Annotated in this window: 19 protein-coding genes; 17 read left to right on the top strand and 2 right to left on the bottom strand. The window is 60.7% G+C overall.

Annotated elements, in window-relative coordinates; all coding sequences use genetic code 11:
* Positions 1-230: 230 nt before the first annotated feature.
* Together QOL69_RS06095 and QOL69_RS06100 are read right to left on the bottom strand one after the other, a co-directional pair.
* Positions 231-446, bottom strand: coding sequence for a DUF8137 family protein (locus tag QOL69_RS06095; RefSeq protein ID WP_283402445.1), 216 nt, complete (start codon positions 444-446; stop codon positions 231-233).
* Complete coding sequence (locus QOL69_RS06100; RefSeq protein WP_283402446.1) at positions 404-1225, bottom strand: DUF8137 family protein; 822 nt, start codon at positions 1223-1225, stop codon at positions 404-406. The genes QOL69_RS06095 and QOL69_RS06100 overlap by 43 nt, the downstream gene beginning before the upstream one ends.
* Here QOL69_RS06100 and QOL69_RS06105 point away from each other — a divergent pair.
* From QOL69_RS06105 to QOL69_RS06185, 17 genes are all read left to right on the top strand, one after another.
* Positions 1194-2246 carry a HEAT repeat domain-containing protein gene (locus QOL69_RS06105; protein WP_283402447.1) on the top strand — a complete coding sequence of 351 codons (1053 nt, stop codon included), beginning with the start codon at positions 1194-1196 and terminating at the stop codon, positions 2244-2246. The genes QOL69_RS06100 and QOL69_RS06105 overlap by 32 nt on opposite strands.
* Before the next feature lie 62 nt (positions 2247-2308).
* Positions 2309-2467: a hypothetical protein gene (locus QOL69_RS06110; protein ID WP_283402448.1), complete on the top strand. Its 159-nt coding sequence runs from the start codon at positions 2309-2311 to the stop codon at positions 2465-2467.
* Complete coding sequence (locus QOL69_RS06115) at positions 2464-3588, top strand: FecCD family ABC transporter permease (protein WP_283402449.1); 1125 nt, start codon at positions 2464-2466, stop codon at positions 3586-3588. Before QOL69_RS06110 ends, QOL69_RS06115 begins: the two co-directional genes overlap by 4 nt.
* 1 nt (position 3589) lies before the next feature.
* Entirely contained in the window at positions 3590-4531 is a 942-nt protein-coding gene (locus tag QOL69_RS06120) for an ABC transporter ATP-binding protein (RefSeq protein ID WP_283402450.1), read from the top strand.
* Positions 4531-6438, top strand: a complete 1908-nt coding sequence (locus tag QOL69_RS06125; protein WP_283402451.1) for an ABC transporter ATP-binding protein — start codon at positions 4531-4533, stop codon at positions 6436-6438. The genes QOL69_RS06120 and QOL69_RS06125 overlap by 1 nt, the downstream gene beginning before the upstream one ends.
* 59 nt (positions 6439-6497) lie before the next feature.
* Positions 6498-7724: an ABC transporter substrate-binding protein gene (locus QOL69_RS06130; RefSeq protein ID WP_283402452.1), complete on the top strand. Its 1227-nt coding sequence runs from the start codon at positions 6498-6500 to the stop codon at positions 7722-7724.
* Between the two features lie 2 nt (positions 7725-7726).
* Positions 7727-8926, top strand: coding sequence for an ABC transporter substrate-binding protein (locus QOL69_RS06135; RefSeq protein ID WP_283402453.1), 1200 nt, complete (start codon positions 7727-7729; stop codon positions 8924-8926).
* 2 nt (positions 8927-8928) lie between these two features.
* The gene (locus tag QOL69_RS06140) at positions 8929-10158 is read left to right on the top strand and encodes an ABC transporter substrate-binding protein (protein WP_283402454.1); all 1230 of its coding nucleotides are present in this window, start codon (positions 8929-8931) and stop codon (positions 10156-10158) included.
* Positions 10159-10160: 2 nt separating this feature from the next.
* The gene (locus QOL69_RS06145; RefSeq protein ID WP_283402455.1) at positions 10161-11099 is read left to right on the top strand and encodes an NAD(P)/FAD-dependent oxidoreductase; all 939 of its coding nucleotides are present in this window, start codon (positions 10161-10163) and stop codon (positions 11097-11099) included.
* A 1-nt stretch (position 11100) separates the two neighbouring features.
* Positions 11101-12333: an ABC transporter substrate-binding protein gene (locus QOL69_RS06150; RefSeq protein WP_283402456.1), complete on the top strand. Its 1233-nt coding sequence runs from the start codon at positions 11101-11103 to the stop codon at positions 12331-12333.
* 2 nt (positions 12334-12335) lie between these two features.
* Complete coding sequence (locus tag QOL69_RS06155) at positions 12336-13550, top strand: ABC transporter substrate-binding protein (RefSeq protein WP_283402457.1); 1215 nt, start codon at positions 12336-12338, stop codon at positions 13548-13550.
* Positions 13551-13552: 2 nt separating this feature from the next.
* Entirely contained in the window at positions 13553-14800 is a 1248-nt protein-coding gene (locus tag QOL69_RS06160) for an ABC transporter substrate-binding protein (RefSeq protein WP_283402458.1), read from the top strand.
* A 2-nt stretch (positions 14801-14802) separates the two neighbouring features.
* The gene (locus tag QOL69_RS06165) at positions 14803-16029 is read left to right on the top strand and encodes an ABC transporter substrate-binding protein (protein WP_283402459.1); all 1227 of its coding nucleotides are present in this window, start codon (positions 14803-14805) and stop codon (positions 16027-16029) included.
* Between the two features lie 2 nt (positions 16030-16031).
* Complete coding sequence (locus tag QOL69_RS06170) at positions 16032-17255, top strand: ABC transporter substrate-binding protein (RefSeq protein ID WP_283402460.1); 1224 nt, start codon at positions 16032-16034, stop codon at positions 17253-17255.
* A gap of 2 nt (positions 17256-17257) precedes the next feature.
* The gene (locus tag QOL69_RS06175) at positions 17258-18514 is read left to right on the top strand and encodes an ABC transporter substrate-binding protein (RefSeq protein WP_283402461.1); all 1257 of its coding nucleotides are present in this window, start codon (positions 17258-17260) and stop codon (positions 18512-18514) included.
* Positions 18515-18516: 2 nt separating this feature from the next.
* A complete protein-coding gene (locus QOL69_RS06180) occupies positions 18517-19788 on the top strand; it encodes an ABC transporter substrate-binding protein (protein WP_283402462.1) in 1272 nt (423 codons plus the stop codon).
* The gene (locus tag QOL69_RS06185) at positions 19789-19962 is read left to right on the top strand and encodes a hypothetical protein (protein WP_283402463.1); all 174 of its coding nucleotides are present in this window, start codon (positions 19789-19791) and stop codon (positions 19960-19962) included.

Below are 19962 nucleotides of genomic sequence, written 5' to 3' on the forward strand. Positions count from 1 at the left end.
AAACAGGGTAGGGAAGTTTCATACAAAAGCGTTCTCCACCCACCGGGGTCTCGGAGGTTGAGACTAACTATCTCAATGTATACGGCCACAGCTTCGGAGGGTAGAACCGATGTGTGCCTTTCTTTCGACGCTAGTAATCGGGTGAATCACCTGTTCAGTACGTCTGTGTATTGACCGCAATCAACTCAGAATATATCACCTACTGAGGATTTCAACAAAGCCTAATTCCCTCAAATACCGAGATCGCGGAACGTCCAATCATTCGAGAGATCGGCATCGAAGCCCATCTCTTCGACGAGGTCGCAGATGCGCTGTTCGACTGTCTCGTCGAGTTCGAAGGCATACTCGAACTCATCGTACCAGTTGTAGTACCGTGGCATCCCCGGCCAGTAGTCGTCTGTTTTCAGTCCGTAGACGCAGTCGAGCAGGTAGTGACGATATGGCATATCGTCACGGGTGACGCGAGGAAGCGTCCCATCGATCGATTCGTCTCGTACCAGCTGTTCGAGCAGGTCGACAGCAGCGTACTGGTCAGCGTAGAAGGCGTGTTCGACTGTTGGGTTGACCGAGAAGATGTCTTCCGTCGTACGGGCGTGGAGCTGGTCGATGACCGAGTGGTTTGGATGTCCGATTCCCCACCCATAGGCATGACTTCCTCGCGCGCGATGTCGTCGCTTTCGGGGGCGTTGACCGCGACAGTGTTCAGGTATTCGAGTGCCTTGACCGGAATCGCCTCGACACCATCGGTTATCCGCGTTCGAATGAGGTATCGCCCGACAGCGTTTGCTATTGCGGGCGTGACGAGAGGGAATTCATCCCCCTCAGTGGGCTCATGCGCATCGATTACATCCGCAAGGAATGGCCAACCGTGTACTCTCGCTGCATCGTCGAGTTCGTTGCTGACGCGCTCGTAGTATGGCCAGAACACGTCCCGAAACGTGTCTCCACTGCTGTCTTCCTCGACTGCAACCGAGAGTGCTGCTTCGAATTCGACGACTGCGTAGTGTAGGGCATCTACGTCACCGTCGGAGAAACGATCAAGCAGGTCGCAGTCATCGGCGTCATCGGCACTGGCTACTTTCTGCTGTTCGGCGAAGGGTTTGAGGCGTATGTATAAAAAGAATAGTTTCGATGTCGTTCCCGGGAATCCGAGTGAAATTGGGGAATGTATCTGCCCGTGGTGAACCACCGGATTGAAGCCACTAGTTGCGAAACCCAATCGCATATCGACGAGACCAATGACATCCTCTGACCAGCCGCCGTCACCAGATCAACTGTTTTCGCTCCTCAGTGAGGACGCTTTCGAGGAGGCGGTGACGTGGCTGAACGACCTCAGTACAGCAGACACTGAGACCCGTAAACGTACCCTACAGACAGTTCGAAGCCACGCCGAAGCGAATCCAGGACAATTCGACGGGCTGGCAGCCCAGCTCACAACGTTCCTGACCGACGAAGACCGGGCGATTAGGCTGACGACCGCGAAGCTGTTCGTCACACTCGCCCGGACGGAACCGGCAGTCGCCCGTCCGGTCGTCGACGCGCTCGCTGACCGACTCGCCGACGACGAGGAGTTCTACTACGTCCGGGCGCGGTGCGCCGAGGCTCTCGGCTACGTCGGCCGCGAGCATCCCGAAGCGGTCAGTGACCCAGCAATCCTCGCGGACTTCCGTATCGGCCTCTCGTTCGATGAACCGGAGGTCAAGGAGAAACTCGCGAAGGCGCTAGAGTGTGTCGCCCTGGGCGACCCGAGCCGGCTTCGCCATCAGGTCGAGTCGCTCGCAGAGCACCTCGACGACGACGGAGAGCTGGTCCGGTATCACCTCTGTACGGCGTTGGCGGCGGTCGGCTGTGAGCACCCGGGGAAGCTCGCGGACGGCCGTGACGCCCTCGCGGGTCGGCTGTCGGATACAGACGAGAACCCGTACACTCGCGGTCGGGCCGCCGAGGCGCTGGGGCTACTGGAAGGCGTCAACGGTGAGGGCGTGGCCGTGCCCGACGAGATCGATGTCGATGGAGACGAGGCCGCCGAGTTCGTTCGCTCTCGTCTCGCGTTCTCTCGGGCCGCAGGGACGGAGCAATCGGTCGACAGAACCGCCAACGTAGGGACACTCGACTCACTCCAGAGCGGAACCGAGGCGGTCGTCGACGCGATGACGACACCTGACGGCGACGAGTGTCCACACTGTGGACTTGCGGTTCCGGAAGGCGGACCACCGATGTGTCCGCGGTGTGGCGCACCGCGCTGACTGGGTGTTTGGCTGGCCTAAAATCCGGAAGGTTTTAGAGTATTTAGGTGAGCCTAAAGTACATGCTCATAGACGACGTCGAAAATGAGTTCGACGGAGTCAACGTCAAAAGCGCCGTTGACGAACTCGGATCGGACTTACTGCTCGACGCACTCGACGACGATGCGATCGAGACGTACGTGACCGACTACAGACTCGTGGAAGCAGGGGGACACCGATGAGCGGTGAACCCGCCACCGAGACCGACCAGTCGAGCAGTACCCGCGACACCCGCCGGTTCGTCTGGCTTTTGGACCCGAAACTAGTGACAACCGCGATCGGTAGTCTTGTCGTCATCGTCTTTGCCGGGCTTGTCCAGGTGAGCTTCGGTGCCTACACGATGAGCATTGGCCAAGCGTGGGCGGCCGTGTTCAACCCCGACGTGATCTTCAACCAGCAGGCGTGGAACGCGTTCCTGTTGGGCGGCGAGATGCCGGAAATGGGCAAAGAGAGCCTCATCGTCTGGAACATTCGCTTACCCCGAGTATTCGTCGGGGCTATCGTCGGGATGAATCTCGGCGTCTCCGGCGCTATCTTCCAAGCGATCACTCGCAACGAACTGGCGAGCCCGTTCATTCTCGGCGTCTCCTCCGGTGCCGGGCTGATGATCCTGCTCGTGCTCGTCGTGTTCGGCGGACTAGCAGCATTCCTGCCGCTCATCGCTGCCCTCGGTGGCGCGGTCGCGTTCCTGATCGTCTACGTCATCGCGTGGAAGAACGGTACCTCACCGGTCAGGCTCGTCCTCGCGGGCGTGATCGTCGGCACCGTCTTCGGCAGCGTCCAGACGGCGCTGTTCTTTTTCGCCGACGACATCGGCATCGTCCAGTCGGCGATCGCGTGGACGACAGGCTCGCTGACGGGGACCGACTGGGAGCAAGTACGGATGGCGTTGCCGTGGTCGTTCGTCGCCATTCTGCTGGCGATCGCCGGCGCACGACAGTGTAACGTGATGCTGCTGGGCGAGCAGACCGCGAAGTCACTCGGGATGTCCATCGAGAAGGTGCGCTTTGCACTCTCTGGTGTCGCCGTGCTCGCGGCCGCGGCGAGCATCGCCGTCGCGGGTATCGTCGGCTTCGTCGGCCTCATCGTCCCGCACATGGTGCGGAACCTGGTCGGCAGCGACTACAAGAAAGTGATTATCGGCTGCCTGTTCGTCGGCCCGGCGTTGATGGTCGGCGCAGACGTGGGCGCGCGACTCGCGCTCAACCCGGTCCAGATCCCCGTCGGCATCGTCACCGGGCTCGTCGGCGGGCCGTACTTCCTGTACCTGATGCGAAAAAAGGAGAATATGGGGGAGATCTGAGATGGCACGCAACACTACCGAGGCACAACAACGGAACGGCACCGAGAGAGCAGTTACAGATGAATCGCCAGCCGACGATACCGGCTCGGAGCCGGCCAGTGAGCTGTCCGGTGAGGACCTTGTCCTCCGATACCCCTCGATGGAGGAGCCGGTCATCGACGGCGAGCGGCTCGTCGCGACGCCAGGTGCCGTCACCGCGCTGGTCGGGCCGAACGGCTCCGGCAAGAGCACCCTGTTGAAGGGGCTCGCAAAGCAGCTCACGCCCGACGACGGCTCCGTGGTACTGGACGGTCGGGACGTCCACTCGATGGGGACGAAAGAGCTGGCTCGCAAACTTGGGCTGCTTTCTCAAGAGAGCATGTCGCCGGAGTCGATCACGGTTGAGGACCTCGTCTACCACGGCCGATACCCCCACCGGGGGTTCTTCGAGACCACCACCGAGGAAGACGTGGACGCGGTCGACCGAGCCATCGACCTCGCCGGCTGTGGTCACCTCCGCGACCGCGAGGTCGGCAGCCTCTCAGGCGGGCAGAAACAGCTGGCGTGGGTCGCGATGGTGCTCGCCCAAGACACCGACGTGTTGCTGCTCGACGAACCGACCACGTTCCTTGACCTCCACCACCAGCTGGAGGTCATGGAGATCGTCGAGACGCTGCGCGACGAGAGCGACATCACCGTCGTGGTCGTGCTCCACGACATCGAACAGGCAGCGCGGCTGGCCGACGAGATGGTTGCGCTCAAAGAGGGCGCGATCCAGGCGCGGGGGACGCCCGAGGAGGTCGTCACCGAGGAACTGCTCGCGGACGTGTTCGAGATCGACGCCGAGGTCGATATCACCGAACGCGGGCCGCGGGTCACGCCGATTCGGGCCCGGCACGACGATGACAAGGACGCGTCGGGGAACACCGAGACTACGCCGGCTCACGCGTCCGAGGCAGAGTGATGGGCGACGAGGAGGTGTTCGAGACGGAGCTGGACGCCTACCGCGACCGCGCCGAGAAGCCGCTCTGGCGGCTGTTCAAACAGTATGGTCGCGGCGAGCAACGCTGGCTCGTTATCGGCCTCGTCACGAGCGTGTTCACCTACGCCGCGCTACTGGTGACGCCGATCGTGCTCGGGACGACCATCGACGCCGTATTCACCCAGGAGAGCGCGTACGCGCTCCCGTTAGTGCCGGAGCCGTGGCTGCCCGACGATCGGACCGACCAGTTCTGGCTGTCGACGGGAATTATCAGCGCGGCGCTGCTCGGTGGGGCGGTCCTCCAGTGGATCCGCGGCGTCTCGATCAACTTCTTCGCCCACGGCGTGATGTACGCGATCCGCGTCGACACATACGAGAAGATGCAGCGGCTGGACATGACCTTCTTTGACAACAAGGAGACCGGTGAGGTAATGTCGATCCTCAACAACGACACCGGGAACCTGGAGGTCTTTTTCGACAACGCGCTGGGGGACGCGGTTCGGGTCGGCGTGATCGTCCTCGGCGTCACCGCGGCGTTGCTGTACACGAACACCCAGCTCGCGCTGGTGACACTAGGGGCAGTCCCGTTGCTTGTGGGGTTCACGTGGTGGTTCGTCCGCGTCATCGAGCCGCGCTACACCCGCCAGCGCTCGGTCATTGGCGACCTGAACACCCGCATCGAGAACGGTCTCAGCGGCATCGAACTCGTCAAGACCGCGAGCACTGAGGAGTACGAGAACGAGCGAGTCCGCAGCGTCTCGCGGGACGTGTTCGACGCCGAGATGGACGTGCTGAAGCTGAGCTACTTCTACCGCCCGGGGATGGAACTGGTCACCGGGACGGCGTTGCTCGCGACGTTCATCATCGGCGGGCTGTGGGTGTTCTCGGGACCGCCGCTGTTCTTTTCGGGGACGCTCAGCGTCGGCGACTTCGTCGTGTTCATGTTGCTCACCCAGCGGCTGACGGGACCGATGGCCCAGCTGTCGAGCATCGTCGACTGGTACGAGAACGCCCGCGCCTCGGGCAAGCGCATCTGCGGGCTGATGGACGTACCCGTCCGGATCGAGAACGCGCCGAACCCCGTCTCCCTAGAGGACATCGACGGTCAGATCGAGTACGACGACGTGACGTTCGGGTACGAAGGCGAGGAGACGGTGCTCGATGGCGTCGATTTCGCGGTCGAGGCCGGTGAGACGGTCGCGCTGGTCGGTTCGACCGGGGCCGGAAAGTCGACAGTGGCGAAGCTCTTGCTTCGGCTGTACGATGTCAATGAGGGGGCAGTTCGCGTCGACGGCCACGACGTGCGCGATGTGGATGTGTCGGACCTCCGCGAATCCATCGGCTACGTCAGTCAAGACACGTTCCTCTTTGATGGAACGGTCGGTGAGAACATCCGGTACGGCCGGTTCGACGCGGGCGACGAGGCGGTTCGGGAGGCCGCCAAAGCGGCCGAGGCCCACGAGTTCATCCAGGACCTCTCGAAGGGCTACGAGACGCGCGTTGGTGAGCGCGGCGTGAAGCTCTCGGGCGGGCAGCGCCAGCGGATCGCGCTGGCGCGGGTCATCCTGCGCGATCCAGCGATTATCCTGCTAGACGAGGCGACCGCGAGCGTCGACACCGAGACGGAGTACCTCATCCAGCGGTCGCTCGACCGGCTAACGGCCGACCGGACGACGGTCGCCATCGCTCATCGGTTGTCGACCATTAGGGACGCCGACACAGTCCTCGTGTTGGAGGACGGCCGGATCGTCGAGCGCGGCAACCACGCGGAGTTGCTTGCGGTGAACGGGCTATACGCCAACCTCTGGGGCGTACAAGCCGGCGAGATCGACGACTTGCCCGAGGAGTTCGTCGAGCGGGCGTCCCGTGGGGATGTCAGCGGACAGTAGTCTTTAGGTTCACCTAACAATCGGTGGGTTTAAGATATTTTAGGTAAGCCTAAAATTGTATGTCGAACGAAGACACGGCACACGAGGCACCGACGCGGCGAGACTACGTGAAGTACGGCGGGACGGTCGTCGGCGGGGGACTGCTCGCCGGGTGTACTGGAGATGGGGGTGGAGACAGTCCTGAGACCGACACCTCGACGGAGGGATCGACGAATGAAGAGACGGAAAATCCTGAGGATGCGTCCTACTCGGTGAATATGTCGCCTGTCGGGACGGTCGAATTCAAGGAACCTCCACAGAGCATCTTCACCGTCCTCGTCCATCATGCCGATATGGCGCTCGCACTCGGATACGGCGACGCGATTAATGCGATGTACTCTCCCACAGAGTTCGATAGTCGCTACCGGTTATTCCTTGATCGTTTAGATGGTGTTTCTATTGATTGGTCGGACCTAGACAACGCTTGGAACATAGGTAAAGAGAGACTCTACGATCTAGACAGCGATATTCACCTCACAGATCCGGCCTATGTCGTGGCACAGATGGACAACTGGGACGTGGCAGACACCGAAGAAGTCCGAGAGAACATCGCCCCTTGGTTCGGAAACACACTAAGCGGGGAACACAGCCAAGCCCCGTCGCCGTGGACGGACGACTACCAATACTACACGCTTTGGGAGATCTTCGAGAAGGTATCGAAGGTTTTCCAGGAGGAGCGACGGTATCAGGTACTTACAGAGATTCACTCGAACCTCGTCTCAACTATCCAGTCGAATCTCCCGCCGGAGGTAGAACGGCCACGGACGGCATACCTGAACATCGCGCGAACTGGAATACAGGATGGGATCTGGGCGTACAGCCTGAACCAGCCAGGGTTCTTTCGCGCGAGTACTCGACCCCTAAGGGCGAATGATGCTTTCCCGGATCTCAAGCAGTTCCAACGGATTGATCGAGAAGCGCTCGTCGCTGCCGACCCGGATGTCATTCTACGCACTGGTTCGATGGGAGAAGGCAGAAATTGGGCCGAAATTAAGAACGAACTCAAAAACGACCCGGTTACGCAGGAGATTCTGGCAGTCCAAAACGATCGGATACACCCGCTAGCGGTCCAATATGGTGGCCCTATTCTAAATCTCTTCCAGCTAGAAATGGCCGCAAAGGAACTCTATCCTGAGCGGTTCGGCCAATGGCCGTCGTACGATGGCGGCCGGTATCCCGACTTCTCACCCGAAGAACAACTGTTCGACCACCAGCGGGTCGCGGACATCATCAACGGAGACATCTAACAATGAGTAACAACCACGACACGATTCAATACGAGTCACCGACACGACGAGACTACGTCAAGTACGGCGGCGCGGTCGTCGGGGGCGGGCTGCTCGCGGGTTGTACCGGCGAGACAAGTCAGGAGTCGACCACTGAAGCGGAGTCGACGACTGAGACCGATACCGCAACTGATGAATCGTACTCAGTGACGATGGAGCCGATGGGAACCGTCGAGTTCGACGAACCGCCGGAGACCTGGTCGGCCTTCCTCAGCACTTACGGCGACATGGGTATCGCCCTGGGCAAGGCCGACGGCCTCCGAGGACTCTGGAATCCCGAAACCATGCCGACCGCGTTCTACGACGCGCTGCCGGGCGTGGATATCTCGCTGGAGAACGTCACGGCCATCGCCGAGGGCGGCGAGTTCGACAAGGAGGTCTTCTACGAGCTCGACTCCGATGTCCACCTGATCGACCCCAACTGGCTCGGCATCCTCAACGACGACTGGACCGAGGACGATGCCGACGAGGTCGCGGCTAACGTCGGACCGTTTCTCGGCAACTACATCCGTCGACGCGGTGACGACTGGCACGACTACCAGTACTACTCGCTGTACGAGGCCTTCGGGGTCGTCGCCGAAGCCTTCGACGAGCGCGAGCGCTACGAGGCGTTCGCGTCGGTCCACGACGACGCACAGGAGACCATCGACGACTCGCTCCCACCGGCCGAAGAGCGACTGACCGTCGGATTAGTGTCGGTCAACTCCGACTTCGAGGCGGGTTCGTTCTACGTGTATCCCGTCCAGGGGGGGAATAACCACAAACAGTACCGCGACCTCGAAATGCGCGGTGCCTTTGACGACCACATCGACGGAAGCTACGGCGAGTGGGACTACGAGCAGTTCTTGCAGGTCGACCCCGACGCCATCGTCTTCCAGTACGGCTTCTCGCACGTCTCGGCGGCCGAGTTCGAGTCCCGACTGGAGACTATGCGCGAGGACCCGGTCGGCAGCCAGCTGTCGGCCGTCCAGAACGACCGGCTGTATCGCGGTGGCGGCTCTTACCAGGGACCAATTGTCAACCTCTTCCAGACGGAGGCAGCGGCGAGGCAGTTCTACCCCAACGCCTTCGGTGAATGGGACGGGATGGATACTCTCCACGCGGAGTCTCTCACGCTGTTCGATCGCCAGCGGATTGCAGACATCATCAACGGAGACATCTGAACATGAGGGATAACGACGCGAGCGAGACGAGTCGACGGGAGGCACCGACACGGCGAGACTACGTGAAATACGGCGGGTCGGTTGTCGGTGGGGGACTACTCGCAGGCTGTACCGGCGGCAGCGGTGACGAGTCGACCAGCGAATCGGCCACGGCAAGTGAGTCGACCGAGTCAACCGAGGAAAACACCTCCTACGAGGTGTGTATATCGCCGGTCGGGTGTGTCGAGTTCGACAGTGTCCCCGATCGGGTGCTAACCTACAGTATAAATTACGTCGACATGGCGGTAGCTTTTGGCTACGGTGAAGCCATTAACGCAATGCCGACGGAGCGCCTTTACACTGGATATTACGACCAGTTACCCGATGTCGAATTTGACCCATCTACGCGGATGACGAGCAGTTACGACAACAAGGAACTCATCTATGATGTCGATCCCGACCTCATCTTACTCGATCCGACGTGGTTCTCCATTTATAACGAGTACTACGACTTTGATGAGGACGATGTCGAGGAGATCGAAGAGAACGTGGCTTCCTACTTCGGGAATCGGTTCTCGCGGTCGCACAACAATCGAGTCGATCAAAGCGTCGAGAATTACGAATTCTACACTGCTTGGGAGTTATACAACAAGGTTGCACAGGTGTTCCGTGAGACCGAGAAGCAGCAGGCGTTAAAACGCGTTCGTGACGATCTTGTATCACTTGTCGAAGCCAACCTCCCGCCTGAGGACGAACGCCCGACGGTGGCGCTAGTTGCGATGAACGACTGGGGTGTGTTCTCGCCGTACAAAATCGACAACGAGGGATACGGCGTCTCACACTACCGGCCGCTCGGCGTACGAGATGTTTTCGCCGAGAGCGACCGCACGTACGAATCGGACGCAGGAACGTACGACCTCGAAGCGATGCTTGAAATCGATCCAGACGTTCTCATTCACAACTTTGGCACGGGCGGATTCGACGAACGGTATCAGTCGATGCTCGAACTCAAAGACGATCCGGTTGGCTCAGAGTTGAGCGCGGTACAGAACGATCGGCTATACGGTGGCGGAGATTCGATGCAGGGCCCGATATACAATATCTTCCAGATAGAGATGGCGGCAAAGCAGATCTACCCTGAGCAGTTTGGAGCGTTCCCGACCTACAATGACGATGGGACCTACGATATCCCGGAAGACGAACAGCTGTTCGACCGCCAGCGGGTCGCAGACATCATTAACGGAGACATCTGAACGTGGACGAAGCCACCGTACAAGCCGGTACTGACTTCGACCACGATCTCGTCATCGTCGGTGGCGGCCCAGCGGGTTGCTCGGCCGGGATCTTTACTGCCCGGTACGGACTCGACACCGTCATCTTCGACCGGGGACGCTCTTCGCTCCAACGACTCGCCCACCTCGAGAACTACCCCGGCTTCCCAGCGGGAATCGATATCGAGACGTTCTACGATCTACTACACGACCACGCTGAGACGGCCGGCTGTACGATCGTCCCCGATCTGGTCGAGACGATCGAACAGGACAGATCAGGGTTCGCCATCGAACCCCAGGACGGAGAGCATGTTACCGCCCGCCGGGTGATCGCCGCTACGCGCTACGACGCCGAGTACATGCGCGGACTCGGAGACGATGAGGCGATGTTCGAGACGTACGAGCACGATGGCGAGGAACACGAACGCTTCGATCGCGAGTATCCCGAAATGGACGGGACGACCCCGGTCGATGGTCTCTACATCGCCTCGCCGTCGGAAGAGGCGGACGCACAGGTAATCATCGCCGCCGGACGGGGCGGACGGGTCGCAACACAACTCATCAGGAACGTTCGACTCGAAGACGAGGGATTCTGGGAGGAGGTCGTCGATCACCACCGCGATTGGGTGTTTCTCGAAGAGGGCTACGGAGACGACGACTGGGAAGGGAAGGTCCGAAAGCACTTCAGAGAGACGATTCCAGAGAACTCGGATCACAGCAATGCGAAACTCGACCTGCTAGAAGATCAGCACGTCGCTGAGAAGCTCTCACAGCTTATGAGCCGAGAAGAGCAGGATGAGCGCCGGACCGAAGGGCAGCGGGCGCTTGCAACTCGGCTTGACGACGACGTACTGCGTGCGGAACTTGAATCACGGGAACTACTCGGAGCGGGAGCGGTGGCAGACGGAAATAGCGGTGACTAAAATGAGTGATAACGACACTAATGACACGATTCGACACGAGGCACCGACACGGCGCGACACGATCAAGTACGGTGGCAGCGCCATCGGGGCGAGCCTGCTTGCGGGCTGTAGCGGAGATTCAGGCTCTGACGCGGCGTCCGAAGACACACAGACGGAGACGAATACGTCGACGGAGGAGACCAAACCCGATGACGAGAGCTACTCGGTGACGATGGAACCTGTCGGTACCGTCGAGTTCGAGTCGGTTCCGGAGACGTGGATGGCGATTACGGGGCCCTGGGCGGATATGGCGATTGCGCTCGGACAGCGCGATGGGTTCCTCCCGGCAGGCTTCTACCCGCCAGGATACCTGTACGAGCGCGTCGGCGTCTCGATGCCAACAGAGGTTCCGAATCCACTCGCGGGAGGCGGCTGGGACCAAGAACTGTTCTACGAACTCGATCCAGACGTGATTCTCTGTGATCCGAACTACCTGCACGGAACCGGGTTCGACAGCTCTTGGGACGAAACCGACACGGAGAGTATCGCGACGAACGTCGCACCCTTCTTCGGGAACAACATCGTCCGCCGTCGAGAGTTTCACGACTACGAACTCTACTCGATGTACGAGGCGTTCGATCGACTGGCTGATGTCTTCGACGAACGCGAACGGCACGAGGCGTTCGTCGAGGTTCACGACGACCTCCGCGCCGAAATCGATTCGAAACTGCCGCCCGAGAGTGAGCGCCCCGAAGTCGGACTAGTAAACTTCGGATCCGATCTCCAGGCCGGTGAGTTCGCCGCCATGACGACCGACTCCGAGGGGACCGAAATGAAGCAGTATCGAGACCTCGGAATCGAAAGCACGTTCAGCGAGGAACAAACCGACGGGATGCTCGATTACGAGTCGATGGCGGAGATCGATCCCGACATCATCGTTATCCATGGCGGGATCCGCCTGACCGACGACGACGGCGAGTTCTCGGCGGAGGCGTTCCGTGAGCAGTTTGTCACGCCACTCAACGAGCACCCCATCGGCAGCCAGCTTACCGCCGTCGAGAACGACGCGGTCTATCCCGGCCCGTACTTCCTACAGGGGCCGATTGCGAGCCTCTTCCAGACTGAACTCGTCGCACGGCTGTTGTATCCGGATGCGTTCGGTACGTTCGATCCGGTACAGTTCCCAGATGTTCCGGCCGAGGAACAGCTGTTCGACCGCCAGCACGTTACGGACATCATCAACGGAGACATCTGACAATGAGTGATAATAATGTGAATCGACGGGAGGCACCGACGCGGCGAGAGTACGTGAAGTACGGCGGCGCGGTCGTCGGCGGTGGCCTGCTCGCCGGGTGTACCGGCAACGCTGACGACGGCGCGACCGAAGATACCGAGAACACTGGGGGCACACCCACCAACTCGACGACTGACGATACGACCGAGAACGAGGACGGGCCCGAACCGTACACCGCGTCGATCGAGCCGGTGGGCGAGGTGACGTTCAAGCGACCGCCCGAGCGGTGGGTCGCGTACGACGGCGGCTACGCGGATATGGCGGTCGCGCTCGGTCAGGGCGACGGCCTCACGGGACTCGGCTACGCACCGCGGTACTACACGTACGTGTACGACGAGCTGCCTGGCGTCGGCGTTGACCGCGACGCCGTTGAGGCGCACCCGGAGGTTCGGACGAAAGAGGAGTTCTACGAGCTGGACGCCGACGTACACCTCTACGACCCGCAGATGCTCGTCAACTGGTTCGACTGGGACGACGACGACGTCGACGAGATCACCGAGAACGTCGCGCCGTTCTTTGGGAATCTGATCTTCCGACGTTCCGACGAGTGGCACGACTACCGCTACTACACGCTGTACGAGGCGTTCGAGCGAGTCGCTACCGTGTTCGACGAGACGGCGCGCTTCGAGGCGTTTGCCGCGCTTCACGACGAGTTCATCGCCGACCTACAGACCCGGCTGCCTCCGGTCGACGAGCGGCCGAACGTGTTCCTCACCTTCGAGGGCACCGAGGAGCCGGAGACCTTCTCCCCGTACCGCCTGATCGACAAAGGCACGAGCAAGAAACAGTGGCGCGATCTGGGCGTCACCGACGCGCTTGCGGGCACCGACATCGAGAACCTCAGTACGAGCAATCGCGGCGAACTCGACTACGAAAACCTTCTCGAAGTCGATCCAGACGTGATCCTCATTCGGGGCCACGAGCGGAAATCGGCCCAAGAGTTCCGCGACACCGTCCTCGCGTACATGAAAGACCACTCGGTCGGCAGCGAACTTGCGGCCGTACAGAATGGTCGCGTATACCGCGGCGGCTATCTCAATCAGGGACCGATTCACAACCTGTTCCTCACCGAACGGGCGGCCAAGCAGATCTACCCCGAAGAGTTCGGTGACGTGACCGGCAACGAACAGCTGTTCGACCGCCAGCGGGTTGCGGACATCGTTAACGGAGACATCTAAGAATGAGTGACAACGACAACGCGATTCGACACGAGGTATCGACACGAAGAGAGTACATCAAGTACAGTGGTGCGGTCGTCGGTAGTGGGCTGCTGGCCGGCTGTACCGGAAACAGCACCGATAGCGACAACGCCGATACCGACACCACGACATCGACGGAGACGACGAATTCATCGATGGACTCCGACGAGGAAACGGACACCGCCGAAGACGCGGCGTATTCGGTTTCGATGTCCCCGGCCGGGATGGTCGAGTTCGAGTTGCCTCCGGAGACCGTGTTCACACGGCTGACTCACCACGCCGGGATGGCGTTCGCACTCGGCCGGGGCGACGGCGTCAACGCCATGCACGCGCCGGACTACTACGACGCGCTCTGGAACCAGTTCGTCGAGCGGCTTCCGGGCGTTTCGCTGGACTGGTCGGGGCTGTACTCCTCGTGGGACCCTGACAAGGAGGTGTTGTACGAACTCGACAGCGACCTCCACTTGGCGGACCCCGCCTCGGTGGCCGCGCTGGACAGTTGGGACGACGACGACGTAGACGAGATCACTGAGGCGGTCGGCCCGTGGTTCGGAAACTCGTTCAGCGACCGTCATCAAGAACCGCCCGAAGGCTGGGCCGACGACTACGAGTATTACACGCTCTGGGAGCAGTTCGAACATGTTTCCCGAGCGTTCCAAGAGGAATCTCGGTACCGCGAGTTGGCATCGATCCGAGAATCGCTGCTCGACACTATCGAAGCCGAGGTCCCATCGGCCTCGGACCGTCCGACTGTGGCGCTGGCCGGGATGAGCGATATTGAGAGCATATACGTCTACACGGCAAATGCTCCGGGATTCTTGACGGCGCACCTGCGTCCGTTCGATCCGGTGGATGCGTTCGATGGCGCTGTTGCCTCCGGTGAACAGGTCGACATGGAGGCGATGCTTGAGGCCGATCCGGATGTCATCTTCTCACTCGGCGGTATGGCACCGAGCACGGACATGGTGGCGATCCGGGAGAGCCTCCGCGATCACCCCATCGGTGGAAGCCTCACCGCGGTCCAGACCGATCGCGTGTACGCACAAGGAGCGCGGTACCAGGGTCCCATTCTGAACCTTTTCCAGCTGGAGATGACAGCTAAACAGCTATATCCCGAGCGGTTCGGTGAGTGGCCGACCTACGAGGAAGGACCGTATCCGGATATTCCGGACGGAGAGCAGCTGTTCGACCGTGAGCGCCTCGCGGACATCATCAACGGAGACTTCTAACAATGAGTGATAACGACGCAAGCAAGACGAGTCGACGGGAGGCACCGACGCGACGGGACTATGTGAAGTACGGCGGGGCGGTCGTCGGCGGGGGACTCCTCGCTGGCTGTACCGGCGGCAGTGGTGACGAGTCGGTCAGCGAATCGGCCGCGGCAAGCGAATCGACCGAGTCGGCCGAGGAAAACACCTCCTACGAGGTGTGTATGTCACCGGTCGATTGCGTGGAGTTTTCAGAGCCGCCGGAAAGCGCGTTTACGGTTCTGCTCCACCACACCGATATGGCACTCGCTCTCGGCCACGGTGATGCGGTCAACGCCATGTATAGCCCCCAACTGTTCGGCAGGCTGTATAATATGTTTCTTGAGCATATCAACGGTGTCTCTGTCGACTGGGCAGATGTGCTCAATTCGTGGAACCCCGACAAAGAAACGCTGTACGAACTCGATAGCGACATCCACCTTGCAGATCCGGCGTACGTAACGAGCATGGACGCCTGGGATACCGAGGATATCGAAGAGATTCAGATGAACGTCGCTCCGTGGTTCGGAAACACGTTCAGTGATCACCACAGGACCCCGCCAGAACCGTGGGCCGAGAAGTATCAGTACTACACGCTGTATGAGATTTTCGCGAAGGTAGCGGAGGTCTTCCAGCGACAAGACCGGTACAAGGCGTTCGAAACGATACACTCGAATCTCGTCTCCGAGATCAGATCGAAGCGACCATCCGAATCGGATCGTCCACGAGTGGCACGCATACAGTTCGGTCTCTCGGACGGCGACCTCACGCTCTATCCGTTCAACATCAACGGACCAGGCTTCGAGCAAGCACACCTTCGTCCACTCGGTGTCGAAGATGCGTTTCCCGAACTAGAAGCGTATGCGACGGTCGACCTCGAAACGGTCGTTGAATCCGATCCCGATGTCATTCTCGCTACTCACGCGATGGGACCGGAACGAAACTTCTCGGGAATTAAGGACGCTCTGAAATCTGATTCCGTGGCTCAGGAGATCTCGGCAGTCAAAAACAACCATATCTATCCGATGGCAATCCGGTACGGCGGCCCGATCGCGAACCTCTTCCAGTTAGAGATGGCCGCAAAGCAGGTCTATCCGAATCAGTTCGGTGAGTGGCCGGAGAACAGTGGCGGGTCATATCCCAAGTTTACGGAAGACGAACAGCTGTTCGACCGCCAGCGGGTTACAGACATCATTAACGGAGACATCTAATCATGAGTGACAGCGACAAAAGCAAGACGAGTCCACAGGAAGCACCGACGCGACGGGATACGATTAAGTACGGCGGGGCGGTCGTCGGTGGCGGACTGCTCGCTGGGTGTATCGGAGACTCGGACTCCGATGCAACACCCGAACAGACAGAAACCGAGACGAACACGTCGACAGAGGAGACCGAAACCGAGGATAGCAGCTACTCGGTGACGATGGCACCGATGGGGACCGTCGAATTCGAGAAGCCTCCCGAACGAGTGTTCACAGACCTAACTCATCACGCGGGAATGGCACTCGCGCTCGGTCATGGAGACGCAGTGACTGCGACATGGGGGGGAGAGAGATTCGGTCCGATCTGGAACAACGTTCTCGATGGCGTCGACGGCGTGTCAGTCGACTGGTCGGACCTCCCGGGTGGGTTTAATCCTGATAAGGAACTGTTCTACGAACTCGACAGCGACCTCCATCTCGCTGACCCGGCGTACGCGACGTGGATGGAGACGCTAACCGCCGACGATGTCGCGGAGATCGAGTCGAATATCGCTCCGTGGTTCGGAAACACGTTCAGTAACGGTCACGCAGAACCGCCTGAGGAGTGGGCCGATCGGTACGAGTACTACACGCTCTGGCAAATTTTTGAACAGGTCGCACAAGTGTTCGATGAGCGAGAACGGTACGAGTCGCTGGCCTCAATCCGGTCATCAATGGGCGAGTTGATTGAAAATGAGCGTCCAACGGAGGAAGAACGACCGACGGTCGCAAGTGTCCAACCGTACAACGATGCGTTCTGGGGATACCAGATCAATGCGCCCGGCTTCCTGTACTCGCACACTCGGCCGTTCGAGGCGCAGGATGCGTTTGCGCCCGTTCTTGACGAGAGCGGAGAGGTGGATCTTGAGGTATTGGTAGATGTCGATCCAGATGTTATTCTGGTAGTGGATTCAATCGGAGGATCCCGTATTAAAAATGTCCGAAGCCAGCTAGAATCGGATCCGGTTGGAGAACAACTCTCAGCGGTCGAAACAGGCCGCGTTCATGCGGGTGGCGTCAGGAACCAGGGGCCGATCCTAAACCTATTCCAGCTGGAAATGACGGCAAAGCAGTTGTATCCCGAGCAGTTTGGCACGTGGCCCGAGTACCAAGGTGGACCCTACCCAGAAATTCCCGAAGACGAACGGCTGTTCGACCGCCAGCGCGTCGCAGACATCATCAACGGAGACAGCTGAACGTGAACGAAGACAACACAAATCAAACGAACCCACTAACCCGAAGAAACGCGATCAAGTACGGCGGCACACTCGCCGGTACGGGACTGCTCGCTGGCTGTACCGGACAGTCACAGGAGGAGCCGAGTTCGGAGTCGACGCCGACCAACGAGTCGGGAGACGGGAGCGACGAGTCAGAGGAATCGACCGACACCGAAGAGTCGACCGAGGAACCGACGTACACTGCCGAGCTGTCGCCGGTCGGCGAGGTCACACTCGAGGAGCCGCCAACCGACGTGTTCGCGCACTTCCCGTGGTTCGCTGACATGGCGACCGCACTCGACCGCGGCGAGAGCGTCAACAACGTCTGGTGGGACGGCACCGCCTCGACGCTGGAGTACTTCACCGCCGGGCTCGACGACATCGAGATCGCGTGGCGAGACAGAACTGGTGCGTACGGGTTCGAGAAAGAGCAGCTGTACGAACTCGACAGCGACCTCCACCTCGTCGATCCCGCCTGGGTGACGACCCAGGACAACTGGGCCCGAGAGGACATCGACGAGATCGCCGAAAACGTCGGTCCGTGGCTCGGTAACTACTACAGCAGCTTCCACCAGTCGCCGCCCGACGAGTGGGCCGACGGCTACGAGTACCACCGGCTCTGGGACGTGTTCGAGCAGATCGGGAACCTGTACGGCGAGCGGACCCGGTACGAGCAGCTGCGGGCCGTTCACGACGATCTCCTCGACACCATCGAGGCTGGGCTTCCGCCGGAGGACGAGCGCCCGATCGCGGCGTACCTCTCGATCTCGACGGATCTGTCCGCGATCTACGTGATCCGACTCAACGCGCCGGGGTACTTCAACGCCCACACCCGGCCGCTCGGGGCGGTCGACGCCTTCGGCGGCGAGGAGTGGGACGGCGCGTTCAAACAGGTCGACATGGAGGCCGTGCTGGAGGCCGACCCCGACGCGATCCTCGCGCTGTGGACGGTTACGGACGCCGTCGACTTCGAGCAGATGCACCAGAACCTCGCCGACGACCCCGTCGGCCGCGAGTTGGCGGCCGTCCGGAACGACCGAGTGACTGTTCAGGGGACGCGCTGGCAGGGACCGCTGATGAACCTCTTCCAGCTGGAGATGACCGCCAAGCAACTGTATCCGGAGCAGTTCGGCGCGTGGCCGACCTACGAGAACGGCGACACGTATCCCGAGTTCAGCCGCGAGGAGCAGCTGTTCGACCACCAGCGCGTTGCGGAGATCATTACCGGAGACGACTGACGATGAGCGACACCGACGATACCAACGACACGATTCGACAGGGGGCATCGACGCGGAGAGAGACGATCAAGTACGGCGGAACGCTCGCGGGGATCGGACTACTGGCGGGCTGTACCGGCGGCGGTAGCGGATCCACGGAAGCCACGAGCGGAGACGGGGACGACGGCGACGAATCGACGGCGGAGCCCGAGGCCGACGAGTCTGAGGACGACGAACCGGAGTCGACGAGCTACGAGGCGTGTATCGAGCCGGCCGGCTGTCTCACCTTCGAGGAGGTCCCCGAGACGTACGCCGTGTACAACGGCGGCTGGGCCGACATGGCGTTCGCCCTCGGCCAGCGCGAGGGGTTCCTCACCGCCGGCAACATGATTCCCGGATTTTTTTTCGAGCCGTTCGGGCTCGACGTGCCACCACAGGACGAACTCCCGTCGATGTGGTCCGAGGGCGGCTGGGACAAGGAGAGCTTCTACGAGCTCGACCCGGACGTGTTCCTCATCGATCCGAACTACCTGCACGGGACCGGCTGGGACAGCAACTGGGACGAGTCCGATACCCAGGAGATCAACGACAACGTCGCGCCCTTCTTCGGGAACAACTGCCGGCGGCGGCGGGAGTTCCACGACTACAAGCTCTACACGCTGTACGAGGCGTTCGACCGGCTCGCCGACCTCTTCCAGGAGCGCGAGCGCTACGAGGCGTTCGTCGAGATTCACGACGAGCTACAGACCGAGATCGCCGACAGGCTCCCGCCCGAGAGCGAGCGGCCGGAAGTCGGACTCATCAACGGAGGTTCAAATCCCGCGAAGGGTGAGTTCTACCCGCTGAACACGAAAGACGAGGGGTACGAAATGAAGCCCTATCGGGACCTCGACGTGAAGAGCGCCTTCTCCCAAGAGCTTGAGGAGGGCGGCCAGATCGACTACGAGCGCCTGCTCGAGATCGACCCGGAGATCATCATCGTCCACTGGGGGATCGGGACGACCGGCGACACGGACTCCTTCTCCGCGGCGGCGTTCCGCAAGCAGTACGTGACGCCGATGGAGGAGGACGCCGTCGGAAGCGAACTCACTGCCGTACAGGAGGGCAACGTCTACCCCGGCGCGTACGGCGAGCAGGGGCCGATCGTCAGCCTCCTCCAGACGGAGATGAAGGCCCAGCAACTCTATCCCGAGGAGTTCGGTGAGTTCGATCCCGAGGCGTTCCCCGAGGTGCCCGAGGAAAACCAGCTGTTCGACCGCCAGCGGGTCCGCGACATCATCGCAGGTGACGTCTGAATGCGGGCGCGGGAGTGGGCCATCGCCGGCACGTTCGGTGACCCCTCGGAGTATGGGATTTCCGAGCCGCCGGCGGTGGAGGTGTGTCCGCTCGACTGCGGCGGGATCGCCCTCTCGGCGGACGGTAACGAGCCGTTCATCGCGGCCGACGAGCCGATGGAGGTCCGACGCTAG

The sequence above is a fragment of the Halorubrum sp. DM2 genome (genome assembly GCF_901686465.1).
GTDB lineage: Archaea > Halobacteriota > Halobacteria > Halobacteriales > Haloferacaceae > Halorubrum.

Excerpts from the sequence above, each read along its gene's own strand:
- QOL69_RS06095 (WP_283402445.1), bottom strand. The coding sequence starts at position 446 with ATGCCATATCGTCACTACCTGCTCGACTGCGTCTACGGACTGAAAACA.
- QOL69_RS06100 (WP_283402446.1), bottom strand. The coding sequence starts at position 1,225 with ATGCGATTGGGTTTCGCAACTAGTGGCTTCAATCCGGTGGTTCACCAC.
- QOL69_RS06110 (WP_283402448.1), top strand. The coding sequence starts at position 2,309 with ATGCTCATAGACGACGTCGAAAATGAGTTCGACGGAGTCAACGTCAAA.
- QOL69_RS06115 (WP_283402449.1), top strand. The coding sequence starts at position 2,464 with ATGAGCGGTGAACCCGCCACCGAGACCGACCAGTCGAGCAGTACCCGC.
- QOL69_RS06120 (WP_283402450.1), top strand. The coding sequence starts at position 3,590 with ATGGCACGCAACACTACCGAGGCACAACAACGGAACGGCACCGAGAGA.
- QOL69_RS06125 (WP_283402451.1), top strand. The coding sequence starts at position 4,531 with ATGGGCGACGAGGAGGTGTTCGAGACGGAGCTGGACGCCTACCGCGAC.
- QOL69_RS06130 (WP_283402452.1), top strand. The coding sequence starts at position 6,498 with ATGTCGAACGAAGACACGGCACACGAGGCACCGACGCGGCGAGACTAC.
- QOL69_RS06135 (WP_283402453.1), top strand. The coding sequence starts at position 7,727 with ATGAGTAACAACCACGACACGATTCAATACGAGTCACCGACACGACGA.
- QOL69_RS06140 (WP_283402454.1), top strand. The coding sequence starts at position 8,929 with ATGAGGGATAACGACGCGAGCGAGACGAGTCGACGGGAGGCACCGACA.
- QOL69_RS06150 (WP_283402456.1), top strand. The coding sequence starts at position 11,101 with ATGAGTGATAACGACACTAATGACACGATTCGACACGAGGCACCGACA.
- QOL69_RS06155 (WP_283402457.1), top strand. The coding sequence starts at position 12,336 with ATGAGTGATAATAATGTGAATCGACGGGAGGCACCGACGCGGCGAGAG.
- QOL69_RS06160 (WP_283402458.1), top strand. The coding sequence starts at position 13,553 with ATGAGTGACAACGACAACGCGATTCGACACGAGGTATCGACACGAAGA.
- QOL69_RS06165 (WP_283402459.1), top strand. The coding sequence starts at position 14,803 with ATGAGTGATAACGACGCAAGCAAGACGAGTCGACGGGAGGCACCGACG.
- QOL69_RS06170 (WP_283402460.1), top strand. The coding sequence starts at position 16,032 with ATGAGTGACAGCGACAAAAGCAAGACGAGTCCACAGGAAGCACCGACG.
- QOL69_RS06180 (WP_283402462.1), top strand. The coding sequence starts at position 18,517 with ATGAGCGACACCGACGATACCAACGACACGATTCGACAGGGGGCATCG.
- QOL69_RS06185 (WP_283402463.1), top strand. The coding sequence starts at position 19,789 with ATGCGGGCGCGGGAGTGGGCCATCGCCGGCACGTTCGGTGACCCCTCG.